This window comes from Arthrobacter sp. MMS24-T111 (assembly GCF_054888995.1).
This window is the reverse complement of the sequence record NZ_JBTZRO010000001.1, coordinates 3,849,157-3,867,964: the sequence shown is the minus strand read 5'-3', so window position 1 is coordinate 3,867,964 and position 18,808 is coordinate 3,849,157. Positions and strand designations below refer to the sequence as shown.

Genomic DNA, 18,808 nt, shown 5'->3' with positions numbered 1-18,808 from the left:
GCGTGGCCATCGAATACCGCCCATGGCGCGACGGGGACGACCTTGCGCTGCTGGAAATCTGGGGTGACCCGGACACCGGCGAGGCCCGCCAGTTCCGCGGTGCCCTGGCACTGTCCTCCAACGGCCGGGACGGCACGCCGTGGCGCCGCTGCATCGTGGCCGAGGACGTCATTGACGGCGTCGGCATCCCGGTAGCCGCCGGCGTCGTCTACGAAGCGTCCCTGCACCCGGAACGCCTCTGGACCTACATCGAGGTGGCCCGGGACCACCGCCGCGCCGGCATCGGCGCCAGCCTGCTGACCATGCTGCGCCGCGAAGCCGAAAACGCGCCGTCGGGTTTCACCAGGCTGCGCGCCAAGGTGGAGCCCGGTACCGTCGGGGCCGCCTTCGCCGAAGCGTTCGGGCTGGAACCCATCCAGCGTTCGCGCCTGGTGGTCGTGGAGCCGGGCGCCCTCCGGCTGCCCGTCTTCCCGGCCAAGGACGGGGACGGTGCGGCCGGCGGCGAGAACGCAGGCTCTGACGTTGTCATGGACCTGGCCACCGGTTCGGTGGAGCTCACCGACGTGGTGGGACGCTACTACACCGCCATCCATGACTGGGATTCACCCGGGGTCCTCTCCGTGGGACAGGTGCAGAAGCTGTTCCTGGACGAGCTCACCGGAGCGCACGGCGCCATCGTGCTGCGGGCCGAACCGGAATCGGCTTTCGGGGCCGGCGTGGCGCCGAGCAAGAAGGGCCGCATCCGGGCCTTCGCCGTCAGCTACGCGGCCCCCGCCGATCCCGACGCCGCCCCGGGGACCGAGTCCGCAGGACAGGACACGCCGACGGACGTTTTCGTGGGACATGAGCCGGCACTGTCCCCCGCGGACGCCGCCGAGGCCGTGCGCGACATGCTCGCCCTCATCGCGTACCAGCACCCGGTGATGCTGGAACTGGACGACTCCATGACCGCGCTGCGCGCCGCCGTCGAACCCCTCCTGGAGTCCGGCAAGGCCCGCCTCGCCGCGGCGGAAACCCTGGTGGTCTCCGACTGACCGGGGCCGGCCGGCCCACCCGGCAGCCAAGGCAGCGCCAGGTTTTGCCGTGACCTTCACGGCAAGACCTGGCGCTTACTTCGTTTGGCGGGAACCACGACGCCGGCCCGCGGCAGCGTCTGCAGCGTCCAGGCGCTGCCGCTCGGCGTCCGAAGGAGCGCCGCCGCCCAGGTGCGCCGGCATCCACCACGCCCCGGGCTCCGGCTGCAGCGGAAAGGCTGCAGTGCACCGGTCGATCCCGGCCTGGAGCGTGCCGCGCAGCCCCTCCGTGGCTTCCTCCACGTCAACGTCTCGCGTAAAGACGATCGGCGCTCCCACTTCAAGCCGCACCGGCGCCCGCCAGCTGCGCCGGAGGGAAAATCCGTGGCCGCGGGTCATCACCCGGTGGGCACCCCAGACCGAAACCGGAATGACCGGGACCCCGGCTTCCGCAGCCATCCGCACGGCACCGGTCCTGCATTCGCGGACGGTGAAGCTGCGGCTCACCCCGGCCTCCGGGAAGACCGCGAGGTACTCGCCGGCCCGCAGCTTGGCCACCGCGGCATCGTAGGCGTCTGAACGGTCCGCATAGCCCACCACCACGTGGCCGCTGGCGCTGATGGCGGGGCCGGCCAACCAGTGGTCCGCGGCGCCTTGATGGACGAGGAACCGCAGCTGGGCACGGGTATGCCGCCACAGGAGCAGCTCGACCACCGCGAAGTCCACGTAGCCGAAGTGCGTGATGGCGAAGACCGCTCCTTTTCCGGGGGACGCCCGGCGGGAAGGGCCGGTGGCCGGTTCCTTCGCGGGCAGGTTTTCCACGCCGGTCGCCTGAATGTCCAGCCGGAGGGCCCAGCGCAGGAACTGCCCGGTACGGACGATGACCCGGTAGAAGGTGTCGTTGGGCGGTGGACGCCAAGGCATCGGGACCGCCCCTAGAGGGTGACGTGCACGGACGATTCCGGCAGCAGCTGCGTAAAAGACCGCGGCGGCCGGACAGGGGCGCCCGTGCTCTCCGCGAAGGACTTAATGACAAACCCGGAGGCCAGCGTCTGCCACACCCGGATCTTGCGGAGCATGAAGTGCCCCACACCCTGCAGGGACACATACTGCATGCTTGCCGCTTCCGCGGTGGCGCGGCGGGCGAACGCCAGCGACTGCCTGGGGCTGGTCATGTGGTCCGTGGTTCCGTGCACGATCAGCACCTTCCGTCCGGCCACCCGGGCGGACGGGGTCTCCGGGCTCAGCCACGGCGCAAGGGCAACCACGGCTTCAACCTGCGGGTGGTCGGCGGCGCAGACGGCCGTCAGGCCGCCCATCGAATGGCCCAGCAGGAAGATCGGTACGCCGGGGTGCTGTTCCTCGATCTGCCGGAGCGCCCACCGTGCGTCCTGCAGCGGGGTCATGTCCGGGCCGTTCCAGCCGCGGACGCTGTTGCGCAGGGACCAGACCGCCAGCCCGTGTTTCCTGCCCATGCGGTGCAGGTCGCGGGCGAAAGGGACCATCCTGGCCGGGCTCAGGTGCCGTGCCTCCACGGGTGCGCGGCTGTGCGCCCTCCCGCCGTGCAGGACCAGGACCACTCCCTTGGTGGCACCGGATGCCTCAAGGACGCTCAGAACGGGACGGTGCTGGGGGGCCGCAGGAGCGTGCCCGCCCTGCTCCCGGCCACTTTTTCCCGTCCCGCGGGTATCGGTTCCATGTGTCCCACCGTTGTCCATGCCTGGTTCCTCCCCATCCGATGGTCCATTTATAAACCCTATGGCGCCGCACGTAGAGTACAAGCCATGAGGTTGTACTGCTGATGGGCGCCGGTCACTCCCACACTTCCGAGAGCCATTCGGAGCCGACACCCCAAGCGATGGCTGCCCGCAGCAAGGCGAACCGCATCCTGGCCGCGGTCCTCATCCCGCTGGCGCTGCTGACGCTGGCCGGGATGGCCGCGCTGTGGCCCTCCGGCAGCAAGGAAGGAATCACGCTCGCCAACCCGTATTCCACGGCTCCCGGCGTGACGTTCGATACAGGAACCATCCAAAGCGTGGTGGCTGAGAGCTGCATGCAGGGAACCGGCCAGCAACCCGGCCAGCAGGGGACCGGCCAGCAGGGGACGGGCCAGCAATCCGGCCAGGATACCGCCGGGCAGCCTCCCCGCCAGGGCTCGGACTGTACGTTCGCGTTCACCGAGCCGGACAAGGGCGGGAGCCCGGTCAAGGTGGTCATCAACCCGGATGTGGCTTCTTCGCACGGGGTCAAGCCCGGGGACCAGATCCGGTACCTGAACCTCTCGAAGGTCCAAGGAGCCACCGGGTCACAGGGATCGCCGGCCTACGTCTTCGTGGACTTCGTCCGCACCCTGCCCATTGTCCTGCTCGCCGTGCTCTATGCCGCGGTGGTTATCGCCGTCGCCCGGTGGCGCGGGCTCCGCGCGCTGGTCGGACTCGTGGGCGCCTACTTCGTCCTGGCCAACTTCCTGCTCCCGGGCCTGGTGGAGGGCAAACCGCCGCTGCTCCTGACCCTGGTGGGCTCCACCGTGATCATGATCGGGGTGCTCTACTTTGCCCACGGATTCTCGGCTCGGACGTCCACGGCGTTGTTGGGCACCATCTTCGGGCTCGGCATCACGTCGCTGTTGGCCGCCTGGGCCACGGACGCCGCCAACCTCGCCGGCGTCGGCAGCCATGACGCCGCCACCCTGGTGAACACCTCGGCGAACATCTCCATCTCCGGCGTGATCCTGTGCGGGCTCATCATTTCGGGACTCGGCGTCCTGAACGACGTCACCATCACCCAGTCCTCGGCCGTGTGGGAGCTCTACGAACTGGCACCGGGCAGCAGCGCCCGGAAACTGTTCACCTCCGCCATGCGGATCGGCCGCGACCACATCGCCTCCACCGTGTACACCATCGCCTTCGCGTATGCGGGGGCTGCGCTGCCCATCCTGATCATCGTCATGCTCTACGACCGGCCCCTGATGGACACCCTCACCAGTTCGGAACTGTCCGAGGAGGTCATCCGCACGCTGGTGGGCTCCATCGGCCTGGTCCTGGCCATCCCGGTCACCACCCTGATCGCCGTGCTCGTGGTCAAGGCCACCGGCATCAGGGCAGCTGAGGGCCGTGCCGGGGGCGGGGCGCACGACGACGGCCACGTCCACGCCGGCGACGTGTCGGACACCGGGGCGCTCGCCGCAGCCGCGCTGGGGGAGCGCAGCCGGCGGGCCGGCGTCGAACCAGCTGGGGAAACCGCCACCCGCCGGGGCCGGAGGGCGGACCGCGGCTGACCGGACGCGCCCCAACCTGCCTGCGGCGCGGGGCGGAAAGCCCCGCCGGAGAGGCCTCGTGCCACGGCGGGAACCTCCGATTTGCCCGGCTTTGCAACAATGGACAGGTGACTGTTGCAGCAACCCCTCCCGCCCCCAAGCTGGAACTCCCGCCCCTGAAGCTGGGACCCATCACCGTGGACACCCCGGTGATCCTGGCCCCCATGGCCGGCATCACCAACTCCGCCTTCCGCAGGCTCTGCCGTGAATACGGCGGCGGCATGTACGTGGCGGAGATGGTCACCTCCCGCGCCCTGGTGGAACGGACCCCGGAATCACTCCGCATCATTTCGCATGACGACGACGAGAAAGTCCGTTCCGTCCAGCTGTACGGCGTGGACCCGGGCACCGTCGGTGCCGCCGTGCGGATGCTCGTGGAGGAAGACCGGGCGGACCACATAGACCTCAACTTCGGCTGCCCGGTCCCCAAGGTGACCCGGCGCGGCGGCGGCTCCGCCCTGCCTTGGAAGATCGACCTCTTCACCTCGATCGTCCAGACCGCCGTCAAGGAAGCCTCCAAGGGCAACATCCCGCTGACCATCAAGATGCGCAAGGGCATTGACGATGACCACCTGACGTACCTCGATGCCGGCCGCATCGCCCGCGACTCAGGGGTTGCCGCCGTCGCTCTGCACGGACGCACGGCCGCCCAGTTCTACTCCGGCAAGGCGGACTGGTCCGCCATCGCCCGCCTCCGCGAGGCCCTGCCGGACATCCCGGTGCTGGGCAACGGCGATATCTGGTCAGCAGAGGACGCCGTCAGGATGGTCCGCGAAACCGGCGTGGACGGCGTGGTGGTGGGCCGCGGCTGCCAGGGGCGCCCATGGCTGTTCGGCGACCTTCAGGCGGCATTCGAAGGCAGCGACGTCCGGCACCGGCCCAACCTGCGCCAGGTGGCCGAGGGTGTCTACCGGCACGCCGAACTGATGGTGGAGACCTTCGGTGACGAGGGCAAGGCGCTGCGTGAAATCCGGAAGCATATCGCCTGGTACTTCAAGGGCTACGTGGTGGGCGGCGAACTGCGCACCCGGCTGGCCCTGGTCACCAGCCTGGAGGTGTTGCGGGACACCCTCGCGGAGCTGGACTTGGACTCGCCCTACCCCGGGGTGGACGCAGAGGGCCCGCGCGGACGTGCCGGCTCCCCGAAACGCCCTGCCCTGCCCAAGGACTGGCTCGACTCCCGCGCCTTGAACGATGACCAGTCCCGGGACATCGCTGCTGCCGAGCTGGACGTTTCCGGTGGCTGAAGCTTCCCTGAGCACCCCGGTCGCCGGCACTCCGGCACCCGGCACGCCTACCGCGGCCCTCGCGTTGCCCGGCTACGGGCTGCACGATTCAGCCCGCTGGGTGGAGGAACCGCCCAAGAACACGTACCGCTCCGATTTCGAGCGGGACCGCGCCCGGGTCCTGCACTCCTCGGCCCTGCGCCGGCTGGGCGCCAAAACCCAGGTGGTTGCCCCGGACACGGACGACTTCGTCCGCACCCGGCTCACGCACAGCCTGGAAGTGGCGCAGGTGGGCCGTGAACTGGGCCGGGCCCTGGGCTGCGACCCCGATGTGGTGGACACGGCCTGCCTGAGCCACGACCTCGGCCATCCGCCGTTCGGCCACAACGGCGAATCGGCGCTGAACGAGGTGGCGCACGCGATCGGCGGGTTCGAGGGCAACGCCCAGACGCTCCGCCTGCTCACCCGGCTCGAACCCAAGGTGCTCACGGCTGACGGTCATCCGGCCGGGCTGAACCTCACCCGCGCAAGCCTCGACGCCGCGTCGAAATACCCGTGGTCTGCCCTGGAGGCCCCGGTGATCCACGGCCAGCGGACCAGCAAGTTCGGCGCCTACGAGGACGATCTCCCCATCTTCAACTGGATCCGCGAGGGTGCCCCGGAGCGCCGGTCCTGCCTGGAAGCCCAGGTGATGGACCTTGCGGACGATATTTCCTACTCGGTGCACGACGTGGAGGACGCGATCGTTGCCGGCCACTTCCAGTTGCGCTGGCTGGACAACCCGGACCACCGTGCCCGCGTTGTGGGGTACGCGAAGCAGTGGTACCTGCCGCACAACGATCCCGCGGCGATCGACGCCGCCCTGGCCCGGCTCGAGGCCACGGACGTGTGGGTGCGCGAGGCGGACGGCAGCCGCAAGTCGATGGCCGCCCTGAAGAACATGACCAGCCAGCTGATCGGCAGGTTCTGCCAGAGCGCCCTGGAAACCACCCGCGCCGTCTACGGACCCGAAAACCTCACCCGGTACAGCGCCGAACTCATGGTTCCGGATGAGACGGTGATGGAGATCGCGGTCATGAAGGGCCTCGCCACCACGTTCGTGATGACCACCGAACACCGGCAGCCCATCTACGAGCGCCAGCGCGAAGTGCTCCACGCCCTGGTCACTGCCCTGAACGCCACGGGGGACAGGCACCTGGAACCGATGTTTGCCGCCGACTGGCGGGACGCTGCCGACGACGGAGCACGGCTTCGGGTGGTCATCGACCAGGTGGCGTCGCTGACGGACGGTTCGGCGCTGGCCATGTACGAGCGCCTGGTGGGGAGCCTGCCTTCGCTCTGGTAGCCCCGCGAGGCCACGGCGGATCCTGCCAACACCCGACCGATCAACAGCTTGCTCAAAGAGTTTCCACAGGAACGAGGGGCAAGATAGGGAAAAGGCAGGCCGTTAAAGCACGGGAGCAGGTCATGAGTACTCGCAGCAGGGGCAAGCGCCTCGCCACCGGGATTACCGTGGCGGTGGGCGTGGGCAGCGTCGCAGTTGCCGGCGTCAGCGCGGCCGCCGTGTACGCCGCCACACCCTCCGTCATCGCCAGGACCACTCCCGCCACGGACAACAGCACCCAAGGCACCACGCCCAAATCGGACGGTTCCACCGGTTCCGGCAATGACAGTTACGGAAGCCGGCAGAACGGCACGCGCCGCTCCAAGAGCTACGGCAGCACCACACCGGTCCAACCCGGCAACGGCGGCACGGTCCACGGCAGGTCCTCGGGATCCTGAGATGAACGGTCCTGACACGAACGGTGCCCGCACGGGCGGTTCCGGCCCGGCCGGCAGTGCGGTGGCGGAACGCCGTATGGCGGCGCAATCAACCTGGACAGTCTGGGAGCTTGAGGCCTCCGTCACCGTTACCGACGCCGGCGCCCTGGCTGGCGCGGAACGGATCGTCCGCGACGTGGTGGCCGCCGTCGACGCCGCCTGCAGCCGTTTCCGCAGTGACTCGGAACTTCTGGTCCTCCAACCGCGGATGGCGCAGGGAGTCACCGTCAGCCCGATGTTCCGGCTGCTCCTGCAACGGGCCCTGGACGCGGCGGCGATGACCGGCGGCGACGTCGACCCCACCCTCGGGGCGGACCTGGCCGCACTGGGCCACGGCCCGGACCAACATAGTACGACCGGGCTCCGCAGCGTGCCGGTGCCGGCACTGGCGAACGGAGCGGCGCGAACTCCTGCGCCGGCGTCGGCCGCATCCCCTGACATGCCCGCGACGCGCGCGCCCGGATGGACCAGGCTCGGCCTCGACTCCACCACCCTGACCCTGCCCGCCGAACTCCGGCTTGACCTCGGTGCCACGGCCAAGGCGGTCGCAGCGGACCTCGCTGCCGCCGAAGTGCACCAGCGGCTTGGCTGCGGGGTCCTCGTAGGGCTCGGCGGAGACCTGGCCAGCGCAGGGCAGGGACCCCACGTGGATGGCCAACCCGGCCAGTGGCAAATCCTGGTCCAGGACCTGCCTGACGACCCCGCCCAGCACATTTCCCTTGCGCCCGGATATGCCCTCGCCACGTCCAGCACGCAAAAGCGCCGCTGGACGCACCGGGGAACCGACGTCCACCACATCCTGGACCCTCGCTTCGGGCTCCCGGCCGAGCCCGTCTGGCGGTCCGTGACGGTGGCCGCACCCACGTGCTTGGAAGCCAACGCCTGCAGCACGGCTGCCATTGTCCGCGGCCACGCCGCCGTGGACTGGTTCCGAGCCGAAGGTACCGTGGCCCGGCTCGTGGACCGCCGCGGCCGGATTGTCACCACCGGCGGCTGGCCCGGCGACAGCCAAGGCCCCCGCGGCGCAGGATCCAAACCTGCAGAACCACCCCGCCAGGCTGCCGGCCTCGGCGCAGCGGGGGGTGGCCGCCATGGATGAGGCCATGTGGGCTTTCGGCCGGGTGAGCGGCTTCATCTCCCTTGCCTTGTTCACAGCGTCCGTGCTGCTGGGAATCCTCAACAGGTCCGGCCGTCCCCTGATGGTGCTGCCACGGTTTTCCATCAGCCTCCTGCACCGGAACATCGCCCTGCTCGCCACCGTCTTCCTGGGGCTCCACGTGGGCTCCCTGCTGCTGGACTCCTTCGCCAAGCTGAACCCGGTGGACATCGTGGTGCCCTTCCTGGGTTCCTTCCAACCGTTCTGGCAGGGTTTGGGGACGGTGGCCCTTGACCTGGTCCTGGCCGTGGTTGTCACCGGGTTGCTGCGGCACCGGATCGGACAACGGACCTTCAAGGCGGTCCACTGGCTGACCTACGGCGTCTGGCCGGTGGCCATGGCGCACGCCCTCGGAAACGGTTCCGACGTCTCAAGCGGCTGGTTCCTGCTGCTTGCCGCGGCGTCCGCCGTCGCCGTGGCCGCGGCGTTGCTGTGGCGGCTGTCCCCGACATTTCTTGAAACCTCCGCTGCCAGGCAAGGAAACCTCCCGTGAGCCACGCCAGAGATTCCTCCCAGACGGCGCCCCCGGACGCGGCACGGCAGGAACCGCGCCTCCTCGCGGCCGGCCCGGATGCCGGCTGGGACCAGCACCTGGACACCTTCGGCTCCCTGGACGCGGCCGCCGCAGCACCGGGGTTGCTTGACGCACTCGCGGCGTCAGGGCTGACCGGCCGGGGCGGGGCGGCATTCGAAACCTGGCGCAAGGCGACCGCGACGGCGGAGTCCGGCCGGAAGGGCCTGTTTGCGGCCCGGCCGGTGGTGATCGCCAACGGCGCCGAGGGCGAACCACTCAGCTTCAAAGACCGGACCCTCCTTAGCCACGCACCGCACTTGGTCATCGACGGCCTGCTCACCCTGGCGGCTGCCCTGGGCAGCGCCAGCACGTACGTGTACGCGCCGGCGGCAGGCCTTCCCCGTATCCGGGAGGCCCTCGCCGGGCGTCCCGGCACCAAACGGGTCAGGGTGGTGGAGGCACCGGAAACGTTCATCTCGGGCGAGTCCAGCGCGGTGGTCAACATGATTGCCACCGGAAATGCGGTGCCCGTTGACCAACGCCGGCGCCTGAGCGAATCAGGACTGAACGGCCGCCCCACGCTGGTGGTCAACGTCGAAACCCTGGCACAGGTTGCCCTGATCGCCCGCTACGGGGCGCAGTGGTTCCGCGAAGCGGGGACTGCGACGGATCCGGGAACCCGGCTCGTGTCCGTCTCCGGGCCCGCCCCGGTCCGCGACGTGGTGCTGGAAGTGCCGGGTGGGGTGGAACTGTCCGCCGTCCTCAAGGAAGCGGGGATGGACCCGGCGCCGTTGTCCGCCGTCCTGGTGGGCGGCTACCACGGCCGCTGGGTGCGGCCCGCTGCCCATGTGCTCTCGCCGGTGGGGCCGGTGGCCGGGACGGTGCGGCCCGGAGCAGGCGTGATCCATGCGCTTGGTCCGCACGCCTGCGGTATCGGGGCGACCGCCAGGATCCTCACCTACCTCGCCAATGAATCGGCCAGGCAATGCGGACCCTGCATGTTCGGCCTGCCGGCCATGGCGGCCGTCCTCAACCGGATCGCAGGCGGGGAACGCAACCCCCGACTCGCCTCCGAACTGGACCGCCTGGGACGGCTGGTGTCCGGCCGCGGCGCCTGCCGGCATCCTGAGGGGACCACCGGACTGGTCAGCAGCGCCCTCGAGGTGTTCGCCGCGGACGTCCGTGCGCACCTCGCCGGATACTGTGCTGCCCTGGGGGGAGTGGCGGCATGACGGCCATCCTGCACATCGACTGGACCAGCTGCGACGGCCGCGGCCTGTGCACGGAACTGCTTCCCGGCGTACTGGACCGTGATGACTGGGGATACCCCGTGGCGCGTGGGAAGTCGGGCCGCGAACGGACGGACATTCCGCTGCGGGACGCGGACCGGGAAGCCGCCCAGGAGGCTGTGTTCCTCTGTCCCAAACTGGCCCTGAGCCTCCAGGAACGCATGGCGCCGGTACGTGAAAGCCGTAAGCCGGGACGGTGACACTAAGATTGCTGTGTGGCTGGGCTGATTAAACGTGAAGATATCGACGAAGTACGCCAGCGCACGGACATCAAGGAAGTGGTTGACGGCTACGTCACGCTCAAAGGCGCCGGACTGGGAACCTGGAAGGGCCTGTGCCCCTTCCACGACGAGCGCTCGCCGTCCTTCACCGTCCGCCCCCAGGTAGGCCGCTACCACTGCTTTGGCTGTGGCGAGGACGGTGACGTCATCGCCTTCGTCCAAAAGCAGGACCACAGTTCCTTCCACGAGGCGGTGGAAAAACTCGCCGCCCGGATCGGCTACGAGCTGCGCTACGAGGATGGCGGAAGCGGGCCCAACCGGGAGGAAGTGGGCCGGCGGCAGCGCCTGCTGGATGCCCACAAAATTGCCGACGAGTTCTTCCGCGCCCAATTGCTCACGCCTGGTGCCGCCGAGGCCCGGAGCTTCCTGCACGGACGCGGCTTCGACCGGGCAGCGGCCGAGCACTTCGGCTGCGGGTACGCCCCCCAAGGCTGGGATGCGTTGCTGAAGCACCTCCGGGGCCGCGGCTTCACCGACGCCGAGCTGAAGCTCACCGGCATGTTCTCGGAGGGCAACCGCGGCATCTACGACCGCTTCCGCGGCCGCCTCATCTGGCCCATCAAGGACATCGCCGGCGACACCATCGGCTTCGGCGCCCGCAAGCTCTACGAGGACGACCAAGGCCCCAAGTACCTCAACACCCCCGAAACCACGCTCTACAAGAAGTCCCAGGTCCTCTACGGAATCGACCTCGCCAAGCGCAGCATCGCCAAGGACCGCCAGCTGGTGGTGGTGGAGGGCTACACGGACGTGATGGCCTGCCACCTGGCAGGAATTACGACGGCGGTGGCCACCTGTGGAACGGCGTTCGGCACCGAGCACATCAAGATAGCCCGCCGGCTCTTGTCCGACGACGGCACCGGGGGAGAAGTGGTGTTCACGTTCGACGGGGACGCCGCGGGGCAGAAAGCGGCCCTGCGGGCCTTCGAGGAAGACCAGCGCTTCACGGCCCAGACCTACGTGGCGGTGGAACCCACGGGCGCAGACCCCTGCGACCTCCGCCTGAGCAGGGGCGACGAAGCAGTGCACGCCCTCATCCAGTCCCGCCGGCCGCTGTTTGAATTCGCCATCCGCACCACGTTGAAGCAGTTCAACCTGGACACCGTGGAGGGCCGGGTACAGGGCCTGAAAGCCTCAGTGCCCGTGGTGGCCGCCATCCGTGACGCCTCCACCCGGACGGGCTACTGCCAGGCGCTGACCGGCTGGCTCGGGATGCCGGACCCCAACGAAGTCCTCCGCCTCGTCACGGCCGCCGTGAAACGGGGGGACACCGGACGTCCGGCCGCCTCCGGTCACCCGCAGGGCGGCAACCCCGCCCAGCCGGGTGCCGCCCAACCCGGCGGCCCCGGCGTGGCTGCCGGGCCGTCGTCGGGCGCGGTCCCTTCCTTCCACCGGCCGGACCCGCGTGACCCGGTGGCGTCGATGGAACGCCAGGCCCTGGAGGTGGCACTCCAGCAGCCGTCCCTGCTGGCCGGCGCCGTCTGGGACCGCTTCGCTGACGCCCGGTTCGCCACGCCCGCCTTCCAGGCCGTCCACGACGCCATGCGCGCCACCGGTCCGGGGCAGGCGGCCGGTGATCCGGTGCGCTGGGTGGAACACGTGATGCACGAAGTTCCCGAACCCCTCCGGCCGCTGGTCTCGGAGCTGGCGGTGGTGCCGCTGCCCGCGCACACGGAGGAAGCGGTGCTGAAGTATTGCCGCGACATCCTGTCCCGCCTGTTCGAGCTGCAGATCACCCGGGTCAAGGCGGACAAGATGGGGCAGCTGCAGCGGCTCGATCCGGCGGCGGATCCGGAAACTTACCAGCGGCTCAACCGTGAACTGATGATGCTGGAAATGGAACGCCGGGCCCTGCGCGCCGAGGCGTAGCCGGCCACGCACGCCGGGTGGGCGGGCCGGACAGCGTCCCGATTTCGTTTCCGCCGCAGGTGTTTGCTAGGCTAATACCCGCTTCATTCCTCCTTAGCTCAATTGGCAGAGCATTCGACTGTTAATCGAAGGGTTGCTGGTTCAAGTCCAGCAGGAGGAGCGCACAGTCCCCGTTCCGGCCTCCGGAACGGGGACTTTTCTTTGCCCGCGGGCTGTTGGGGCCCGGAAAACCGCCGATTTCCCTTGGGCCGGAATCCTTTGCTAATGTCATACCTGCTTCATTCCTCCTTAGCTCAATTGGCAGAGCATTCGACTGTTAATCGAAGGGTTGCTGGTTCAAGTCCAGCAGGAGGAGCGCAACGGAAAATCCCTGTTCCGCCAGCTGGCGGAACAGGGATTTTTTGTCTCCGCAGGCCAAACCTTGGGATCCGCCCGGAAAATCAGACGAAGTCCATTTCCACCTGCAGGAATCTTTCGGCCTCCGCGATGGCTGCGTTGAAGGCCTCGTTTTCCGTGGGCGACCTGCGGGGTTCGCGCGGGTTCCATTCGTGCGGGGCCGAGTGGATGCGGACAAAGCCGGCATCCGGCGGGGCGTAGAAAATACCGAACCGCTGGACCGGCCACTCCGGCGAGGTTTCCGGAGCCACCAGCAGGGCTGCATTGAAGGCGGGATTGAACCACTGGGCGATGGGCCGGCGGCGGTCCTCGGTGAACAGCCCCGCTGCGTACAGCGCCGCTGACTGCTGCCCGGCCTGGGCACACAGGCGCTCCCACCACAGTGGCAGGATCCGGGCGTCGCACCGTTGCCATGTGGCCGGAAGTGGCGGTTGGTTCTGCCAGTTGGGCACGGGAATATTTTATCGCGGGAAGGCCCGGGAAGGCAGGTGGCGCGTCCGTGGCCGGGCCCGGCAGTCAGCGGCGTTTCCGGGACCCGGGGTTGATCCGGTAGAGCAGTGCTGCGCCGGCAAGTGTGCCCAGGATGATGCCCCAGGCCGGGTTGCCCACGGCCCGGCCGGCAAAATAGCCGACGACGGCGCCGAGCACGGCTCCCAGGAAGAGTCCCCGTCCGTTGCGGTGCGGTTTCCTGCTCATCTGCGGCCTTCCTGGCGGACGTCCAGTGGATCGACGCTTAGTGGATTGAGGGTACCGTGCGCGGGCGGACAACCAGCCACAAGGCCCCGATGGCAAGCAGGATGCACGAGGCCTGCACCGAACCCATGGGTGCCGCGCTGGTAATGCCCAGCCAGCCCACCACGGGGGAAATCAGCCCGGCCATGAGGAACGTAGCCGCACCAAGGAGCGATGCCGCCGTCCCCGCCTGGGCTGCGTGGCCGGCCAGTGCCAGCACCTGGACGCAGGGGAACATGAAGCCGGTCCCCAGAATGTAGAACCACAGCGGAACCATCACTCCCCACAGACCCAGGCCCATGCGGTCGAACACGACGATCAGCACGGCCATCAGGAACATCCAGGCCGTGGCGCACGCGAGGATCCACTGCGGCGGGACAATCCGGATCAGGCGCGCACTGGTTTGGACGCCGGCAACGATGCCCAGGGAGTTGATGCCAAAAAGCAACCCGTACTGCTGGGCAGAGAAGCCGAACACGTCCTGGAACAGGAAGGGCGAGGCCGACAGGTAGGTGAACAGACCGCCAAAGTTGAATCCGGCCACCATCAGCAGCCCCACGAAGATCCGGTCGCTGAAGAGCGCCTTGTACCGCTGCCGGGCAGTCATGCCGCTCTTGCCACGCTTCTCCGGCGGAAGCGTCTCGCGCACCAGCAGCAGGGCGGCCACGATGACAAGGGTTCCGTAGGAGGCAAGGAACACGAATATTCCGGGCCAGGGCATGACCAGCAGCAGCTGTGAGCCGATCACCGGTGCCAGGATGGGGGCCAGTCCGTTGACCAACGCCATCCGCGAAAACATCCGCACCATGGCATACCCGGAAAACAGGTCGCGCACCATGGCCATGGCCACCACACCGCCGCCGGCAGCGCCGACACCCATCAGGACACGGAAGATCCCCAAGGTGGCGATGTCCGCGGACAGGGCCGCACCCATGGACGCTGCGATGTGCAGGGCGGTAGCAAGGATCAAGGGTGTCCGGCGGCCAAACTTGTCGCTGAACGGCCCCACCACCAGCTGCCCGAACGCAAAACCCACGGTGGTGCCGGCCAGCGTCAACTGAACCTGCGCCTCCGTCACGCCGAGGCTTGCCTCCAGCGCCGGAAAAGCGGGCAGGTAAAGATCGATCGTGAACGGCCCCAAGGCCGTCAGGGCGCCCAGGAGGAGGATGTACAGAAGCTTCCGGCGGCGGGTCAGCAGGTCGCCTGGATTGGGGGCATTGGTCACGATCACCAATCCTAGGCCCGGCGGGGGACGTTTTTTCAGCGTTGTAGGCCGCGCCGCCCGGCAAGCCCCGGAGTTCGCCCTGAACCTGAATGATAGTTTGGGTGGCGTGGACTGTGCGGCTGCACATTTCCGCAGGACAACGCAGGCAGTATCGACCCAGACGACCAGTAAGGCGGAACCGATGAGCGGACGTCACAGCGGGCGCACCAGTCCCGGATTGCGCATCACCGCGCTGCCGGGAACGGCACGACTCCTTTTCCGGTTGGCCCCACGCCAGCTCAACGACGAGATCGCCTTCGCCAAGATCGAGCTCAAGCGCAAGGGCATCCAGGTTGGGGTGGCCGCAGCGTTCTTCGCCATCGCCCTGGTCTTCGTGGCGTTCCTGGTAGTTGGCCTGATCGTGGCCGCCATCATGGGGCTGGCCACCATCATGCCTGCCTGGCTGGCAGCGCTCCTGGTGTCCGCCGCCTTCCTGGTCATCGCCCTGGTCGGCGGCCTTGTGGGCCTTGCCAGGTTCAAGAAAGCCATGCCGCTGGTGCCGGAAGAAACCATCCGCGGCATTAAGTACGATCTCGGCGTCGCCCGCGAAGGGTCCGCCTTCAATCCGGCGGTCCTGGATCCGGACAGCCCGGAGGCAAAGGCCGCGAAGGCTGCCAAGGCCGAAGCCGCCGCCAAAGCCAAGGCCGAAAAGGAAGCCAAGGCCGCCCAGCACGACCAAGAGTTCCCGCACGCTTCCGAGCCCGAGCTGGTTCGCCGGCTCAGCCAGCGCCGCCACCACCTCGCCGAGGTCCGGGACGAACTCGGCACGGAGCTGGACGTCAAGACGCAGGCCCGCTACCTGCTGGCCGCCGCCCAGGTCAAAGCCCGTGAGGCCCAGCTGCTCGCCGCCCGCGGCGCAGACGCGGCAACGCAGCGGTTTGCCGCCGTCGCCGACTCCGCGGACCTGGGCCGCCGCTGGAAGCCGCTGGCCGCCCTCGCAGCGGCCGGTACGGTGCTGGTGGTCCTGCTCCGGCGGCTCCTGCGCGCCAACCAGGCCTGAACAGGCCCGTAACGCACAACCGAAAGACCGCGCCGCGGCGCAACAGCAAGGAGAGGGGGACCGGTGAGGTTCATTGGCGCAGGCGCCCGCCCCGGCCGGCCCCAGGTGGACCACGACCGCGTGTTCACCATCCCCAACCTGCTCACCGTGGTGCGGTTCATGGGCGTTCCGCTCTTCATTTGGCTTGTCCTGGCCCAGCGGGAGTACGGTGCCGGCGTGGCCGTCCTGGCTGTCATGGCCGGAACGGACTGGATCGACGGCTACATTGCCCGCCGTTTCGACCAGGCCTCCAAACTCGGCCGTGTCCTCGACCCCATTGCTGACCGGCTGGCCCTGCTTGCCGTGGCCGTCACCCTGGTGATCGCCGGCGTCGTGCACTGGCTCTACCTCGCCGCGCTGGTGATCCCCGACGCCATTCTGCTGGTCCTCACGCTCTCCCTCTTCCACGGCCATCCTGACCTCCCCGTCAGCGTTGTGGGCAAGGTCCGGACCGGCCTGCTCCTGCTGGGGACGCCGCTGCTGCTCCTGTCCCGCCTGGACACCGGCGCCGCGGGCCAACTCCTCGCCGCCGCCTGGGTGGTCCTGGTCCTGGGCCTGGTGGGCCACTGGATTGCCGCCTACAACTACTTCTGGGCCATGCTGCGCAAGGGCCGCGAAATGGAACAACACAACGGCGGTAACACCTGATGGTGTGGTTCGCCGTCGCGCTGGCGGTCCTGGGTGCCTTCTGCCTGGCGCTCGGTGCCCAGCGGCAGGGGAGTGCGGTCAAAGCCGATACCGGCGGGCTCGCGTTGAGCTCCAACGGTTTCCTCCGGCTGCTGCGCAACCCGCGCTGGATGTTCGGACTCCTACTGTTGTGCCTGGGCATGGGCATGAATGCCGTGGCCCTCGTATCAGCCCCGCTGACCGTGGTGCAGCCGATTGGTGCCATTGCCCTGGTGATCACGACGGTGGTCAACGCCCGGGACCAGGACCTCACCATCAACCGCGCCACGGCGGTCTCCATCGCCGCATGCGTCACGGGATCGGCGCTCTTCGTCCTTCTCGCCGTGAACGTGACGCAGGAAAGCCACCACGTCAGCCTTGCAGACGAGCTGACCATCGTGCTGCTCCTCGCCCTCGCGGTGGGCCTGTTCGGCACGCTGGCGGTGACGTTCAAGCACCGCATGAACGCGTTCGTCTACATCCTTGGCGCCGGTATCCTGTTCGGCTTCGTGGCGGTCCTGACCCGGATCATCGGCAAACACCTCCTGGACCCCAACGGGCTGTTCCTGCTGAACGTGCAGTGGTACTCGGTGGTGGCCATCATCGCTGCCGGCGGCCTGGGCTCCTGGTTTGTCCAGAGCGCTTACTCCACCGGCCCTCCGGACCTGGTGATCGCCGGACTCACGGTCATCGACCCCATGGTGGGCATCGCCATCGGCATCATCATCCTGGGTGAACTGCGCCCCGACGTCCACGCCGTCATGGCCATCGCGATGGGAACGGCGGCGTGCCTTGCTATCGTTGGGGTTATCGCCCTTTCCCGGCACCACCCGGAGGTCACCAAGCGCAAGAAAGACGCGCGCAAGGCCGCCGGCAAACCGAACCAATAGCCCATCACCGCACATATCAAGCAACCCCACGAGGCCGTGCGCCACCTGCGCCGGCGGCCAACCGTGCTGTCAGTTCCACGCTGCCCGCACCGTGACCATCAGGAGTACTCCACATGACCACGCCAGCCGACCAGCGCCCCCTGACAATCCTGATCGCGGCGGACACCTACCCGCCGGACGTCAACGGCGCCGCCCAGTTCGGATACCGGCTGGCCAAGGGCATGACTGCCCGGGGCCACAACGTCCACGTCCTGGCGTCCCGCGACAGCAAGGGAAAGAGCTTCACCGAATTCCGTGCGGAAGCAACCGTGCACCGGCTCCGCTCGCACCGTGCGTTCACCCACGAGACCTTCCGCATCTGCTTTCCGTGGGAAATCAAGAAGGAAATCAGCCTGCTCTTCGACCGGGTCAAGCCGGACGTGGTGCACATCCAAAGCCACTACATGATCGGCGAGCACGTCCTCTATGAGGCCGTGAAACGCGGCATCCGGGTGGTGGCCACCAACCACTTTATGCCGGAAAACCTCAACCCCTTCCTGCCGTTCCCGCAGTGGTTCAAGGACATCATCGGCCGGGTTTCCTGGAAGGACATGGGCAAGGTCATGGGCCAGGCCGACGTCGTCACCACGCCCACGCCGCTGGCCGCCAGGGCCATGCATGAGCACGCCTTCCTGCGCAAAGTCCTGCCGCTGTCCAACGGCATCGACTCCGCCGCCTATGAGCTGAAGCCCGGCGAGCAGATTGAGCCGCATGCGCACCCCACGGTGCTCTTCGCCGGCCGCCTGGCCGAGGAAAAGCACGTCGACGTGCTCATCGAAGCTGTCGGCAAGACTCCGCCGGAACTGAATGTGCACTTGGAGATCGTGGGCGGCGGCGAAGTACGGCCCGCGCTCGAGGACCTGGTCCTGCGGCTGGGACTTGGCGGCCGGGTGAAGTTCCTGGGGCTTGCGAGTGACGAGGAACTGCGCAGGGCCTACATCGCGGCCGACCTCTTCTGCATGCCCGGAACTGCTGAATTGCAGTCGCTGGTGACCCTCGAGGCGATGTCCGCCTCCACCCCCGTGGTCCTTGCCGACGCCATGGCCCTGCCGCACCTGGTGCGCGACGGCGAAAACGGCTACCTCTTTACGCCCAACGACAGTGACGATCTCGCCAAGAAGATCACCCAGGTCCTGGAACTGCCCGAGGAGGAACGGCGCGCCATGGGCAGGGCCAGCCGGGAGATGGTGGAGCCCCACAGTATCCAGCGGACCCTGCAGACCTTCGAGGACCTGTACCGCGGTGCCACCTACGAGGACAAAGTGGTCTGAACCCTTTCCCGGGTTTGCTAGAGTGT

Annotated in this window: 19 protein-coding genes and 2 tRNA genes; 16 read left to right on the top strand and 5 right to left on the bottom strand. The window is 68.3% G+C overall.

The genetic code is table 11. The features are described from left to right. Nucleotides 1-2 precede the first annotated feature (2 nt). Nucleotides 3-1,034: a GNAT family N-acetyltransferase gene (locus tag ACX5I6_RS18160; RefSeq protein WP_461841374.1), complete on the top strand. Its 1,032-nt coding sequence runs from the start codon at nt 3-5 to the stop codon at nt 1,032-1,034. 75 nt (nt 1,035-1,109) lie between these two features. Here ACX5I6_RS18160 and ACX5I6_RS18155 read toward each other — a convergent pair whose 3' ends face one another. Together ACX5I6_RS18155 and ACX5I6_RS18150 are read right to left on the bottom strand one after the other, a co-directional pair. Next, nucleotides 1,110-1,937, bottom strand: a complete 828-nt coding sequence (locus ACX5I6_RS18155) for a lysophospholipid acyltransferase family protein (RefSeq protein ID WP_461841373.1) — start codon at nt 1,935-1,937, stop codon at nt 1,110-1,112. Between the two features lie 11 nt (nt 1,938-1,948). Next, nucleotides 1,949-2,731: an alpha/beta hydrolase gene (locus tag ACX5I6_RS18150; RefSeq protein WP_461841372.1), complete on the bottom strand. Its 783-nt coding sequence runs from the start codon at nt 2,729-2,731 to the stop codon at nt 1,949-1,951. A 140-nt stretch (nt 2,732-2,871) separates the two neighbouring features. Between ACX5I6_RS18150 and ACX5I6_RS18145 the strand changes: the two genes are divergently transcribed. The 11 genes from ACX5I6_RS18145 (at nt 2,872) to ACX5I6_RS18095 (ending at nt 12,840) form a co-directional block, all read left to right on the top strand. Continuing rightward, complete coding sequence (locus tag ACX5I6_RS18145; protein WP_461841371.1) at nt 2,872-4,290, top strand: YibE/F family protein; 1,419 nt, start codon at nt 2,872-2,874, stop codon at nt 4,288-4,290. Between the two features lie 107 nt (nt 4,291-4,397). Next, nucleotides 4,398-5,576: a tRNA dihydrouridine synthase DusB gene (gene dusB / locus ACX5I6_RS18140; RefSeq protein ID WP_285248173.1), complete on the top strand. Its 1,179-nt coding sequence runs from the start codon at nt 4,398-4,400 to the stop codon at nt 5,574-5,576. After that, on the top strand, nt 5,569-6,900 hold the full coding sequence (locus ACX5I6_RS18135) for a deoxyguanosinetriphosphate triphosphohydrolase (RefSeq protein WP_461841370.1): 1,332 nt from the start codon (nt 5,569-5,571) through the stop codon (nt 6,898-6,900). Before dusB ends, ACX5I6_RS18135 begins: the two co-directional genes overlap by 8 nt. A gap of 122 nt (nt 6,901-7,022) precedes the next feature. Next, a complete protein-coding gene (locus ACX5I6_RS18130; RefSeq protein WP_461841369.1) occupies nt 7,023-7,337 on the top strand; it encodes a hypothetical protein in 315 nt (104 codons plus the stop codon). Nucleotide 7,338: 1 nt separating this feature from the next. Next, the gene (locus ACX5I6_RS18125; protein WP_461841368.1) at nt 7,339-8,475 is read left to right on the top strand and encodes an FAD:protein FMN transferase; all 1,137 of its coding nucleotides are present in this window, start codon (nt 7,339-7,341) and stop codon (nt 8,473-8,475) included. Continuing rightward, a complete protein-coding gene (locus ACX5I6_RS18120; protein ID WP_461841367.1) occupies nt 8,468-9,025 on the top strand; it encodes a ferric reductase-like transmembrane domain-containing protein in 558 nt (185 codons plus the stop codon). The genes ACX5I6_RS18125 and ACX5I6_RS18120 overlap by 8 nt, the downstream gene beginning before the upstream one ends. Further along, a complete protein-coding gene (locus ACX5I6_RS18115) occupies nt 9,022-10,278 on the top strand; it encodes an NADH-ubiquinone oxidoreductase-F iron-sulfur binding region domain-containing protein (protein ID WP_461841366.1) in 1,257 nt (418 codons plus the stop codon). The genes ACX5I6_RS18120 and ACX5I6_RS18115 overlap by 4 nt, the downstream gene beginning before the upstream one ends. Continuing rightward, nucleotides 10,275-10,535 carry a ferredoxin gene (locus ACX5I6_RS18110; protein ID WP_461841365.1) on the top strand — a complete coding sequence of 87 codons (261 nt, stop codon included), beginning with the start codon at nt 10,275-10,277 and terminating at the stop codon, nt 10,533-10,535. The genes ACX5I6_RS18115 and ACX5I6_RS18110 overlap by 4 nt, the downstream gene beginning before the upstream one ends. 15 nt (nt 10,536-10,550) lie before the next feature. Beyond that, nucleotides 10,551-12,485 carry a DNA primase gene (gene dnaG, locus ACX5I6_RS18105; RefSeq protein WP_285248167.1) on the top strand — a complete coding sequence of 645 codons (1,935 nt, stop codon included), beginning with the start codon at nt 10,551-10,553 and terminating at the stop codon, nt 12,483-12,485. An 87-nt stretch (nt 12,486-12,572) separates the two neighbouring features. Further along, nucleotides 12,573-12,645, top strand: a tRNA-Asn gene (locus tag ACX5I6_RS18100). Nucleotides 12,646-12,767: 122 nt separating this feature from the next. Beyond that, nucleotides 12,768-12,840: transfer RNA gene (locus ACX5I6_RS18095), tRNA-Asn, on the top strand. Nucleotides 12,841-12,925: 85 nt separating this feature from the next. Here the strand turns inward: ACX5I6_RS18095 and ACX5I6_RS18090 are convergent. The 3 genes from ACX5I6_RS18090 to ACX5I6_RS18080 all read right to left on the bottom strand — a co-directional run bounded on the left by ACX5I6_RS18090 (nt 12,926) and on the right by ACX5I6_RS18080 (nt 14,844). Next, a complete protein-coding gene (locus ACX5I6_RS18090) occupies nt 12,926-13,333 on the bottom strand; it encodes a hypothetical protein (protein WP_285248156.1) in 408 nt (135 codons plus the stop codon). A gap of 64 nt (nt 13,334-13,397) precedes the next feature. After that, nucleotides 13,398-13,577: a glycine zipper 2TM domain-containing protein gene (locus ACX5I6_RS18085; protein ID WP_018763420.1), complete on the bottom strand. Its 180-nt coding sequence runs from the start codon at nt 13,575-13,577 to the stop codon at nt 13,398-13,400. A 37-nt stretch (nt 13,578-13,614) separates the two neighbouring features. Continuing rightward, nucleotides 13,615-14,844 (bottom strand): multidrug effflux MFS transporter, encoded by a 1,230-nt coding sequence (locus ACX5I6_RS18080; protein WP_461841364.1) that lies wholly within the window; start codon nt 14,842-14,844, stop codon nt 13,615-13,617. A 175-nt stretch (nt 14,845-15,019) separates the two neighbouring features. On the opposite strand from ACX5I6_RS18080, the gene ACX5I6_RS18075 reads away from it, so the two are divergent. From ACX5I6_RS18075 to ACX5I6_RS18060, 4 genes are all read left to right on the top strand, one after another. After that, the gene (locus ACX5I6_RS18075; protein WP_285248154.1) at nt 15,020-15,877 is read left to right on the top strand and encodes a phage holin family protein; all 858 of its coding nucleotides are present in this window, start codon (nt 15,020-15,022) and stop codon (nt 15,875-15,877) included. 63 nt (nt 15,878-15,940) lie between these two features. Further along, nucleotides 15,941-16,564, top strand: coding sequence for a CDP-alcohol phosphatidyltransferase family protein (locus ACX5I6_RS18070; protein ID WP_461841363.1), 624 nt, complete (start codon nt 15,941-15,943; stop codon nt 16,562-16,564). Further along, on the top strand, nt 16,564-17,472 hold the full coding sequence (locus ACX5I6_RS18065) for a DMT family transporter (protein WP_461841362.1): 909 nt from the start codon (nt 16,564-16,566) through the stop codon (nt 17,470-17,472). The genes ACX5I6_RS18070 and ACX5I6_RS18065 overlap by 1 nt, the downstream gene beginning before the upstream one ends. A 113-nt stretch (nt 17,473-17,585) precedes the next feature. Next, on the top strand, nt 17,586-18,782 hold the full coding sequence (locus ACX5I6_RS18060; RefSeq protein ID WP_461841361.1) for a glycosyltransferase: 1,197 nt from the start codon (nt 17,586-17,588) through the stop codon (nt 18,780-18,782). Nucleotides 18,783-18,808 lie beyond the last annotated feature (26 nt).

What these genes read in the sequence shown, in the direction of transcription:
- ACX5I6_RS18155 (WP_461841373.1), bottom strand. Translation starts at nt 1,937, where the DNA reads ATGCCTTGGCGTCCACCGCCCAACGACACCTTCTACCGGGTCATCGTC.
- ACX5I6_RS18150 (WP_461841372.1), bottom strand. Translation starts at nt 2,731, where the DNA reads ATGGACAACGGTGGGACACATGGAACCGATACCCGCGGGACGGGAAAA.
- ACX5I6_RS18145 (WP_461841371.1), top strand. Translation starts at nt 2,872, where the DNA reads ATGGCTGCCCGCAGCAAGGCGAACCGCATCCTGGCCGCGGTCCTCATC.
- ACX5I6_RS18130 (WP_461841369.1), top strand. Translation starts at nt 7,023, where the DNA reads ATGAGTACTCGCAGCAGGGGCAAGCGCCTCGCCACCGGGATTACCGTG.
- ACX5I6_RS18125 (WP_461841368.1), top strand. Translation starts at nt 7,339, where the DNA reads ATGAACGGTCCTGACACGAACGGTGCCCGCACGGGCGGTTCCGGCCCG.
- ACX5I6_RS18120 (WP_461841367.1), top strand. Translation starts at nt 8,468, where the DNA reads ATGGATGAGGCCATGTGGGCTTTCGGCCGGGTGAGCGGCTTCATCTCC.
- ACX5I6_RS18110 (WP_461841365.1), top strand. Translation starts at nt 10,275, where the DNA reads ATGACGGCCATCCTGCACATCGACTGGACCAGCTGCGACGGCCGCGGC.
- ACX5I6_RS18085 (WP_018763420.1), bottom strand. Translation starts at nt 13,577, where the DNA reads ATGAGCAGGAAACCGCACCGCAACGGACGGGGACTCTTCCTGGGAGCC.
- ACX5I6_RS18075 (WP_285248154.1), top strand. Translation starts at nt 15,020, where the DNA reads ATGAGCGGACGTCACAGCGGGCGCACCAGTCCCGGATTGCGCATCACC.
- ACX5I6_RS18065 (WP_461841362.1), top strand. Translation starts at nt 16,564, where the DNA reads ATGGTGTGGTTCGCCGTCGCGCTGGCGGTCCTGGGTGCCTTCTGCCTG.
- ACX5I6_RS18060 (WP_461841361.1), top strand. Translation starts at nt 17,586, where the DNA reads ATGACCACGCCAGCCGACCAGCGCCCCCTGACAATCCTGATCGCGGCG.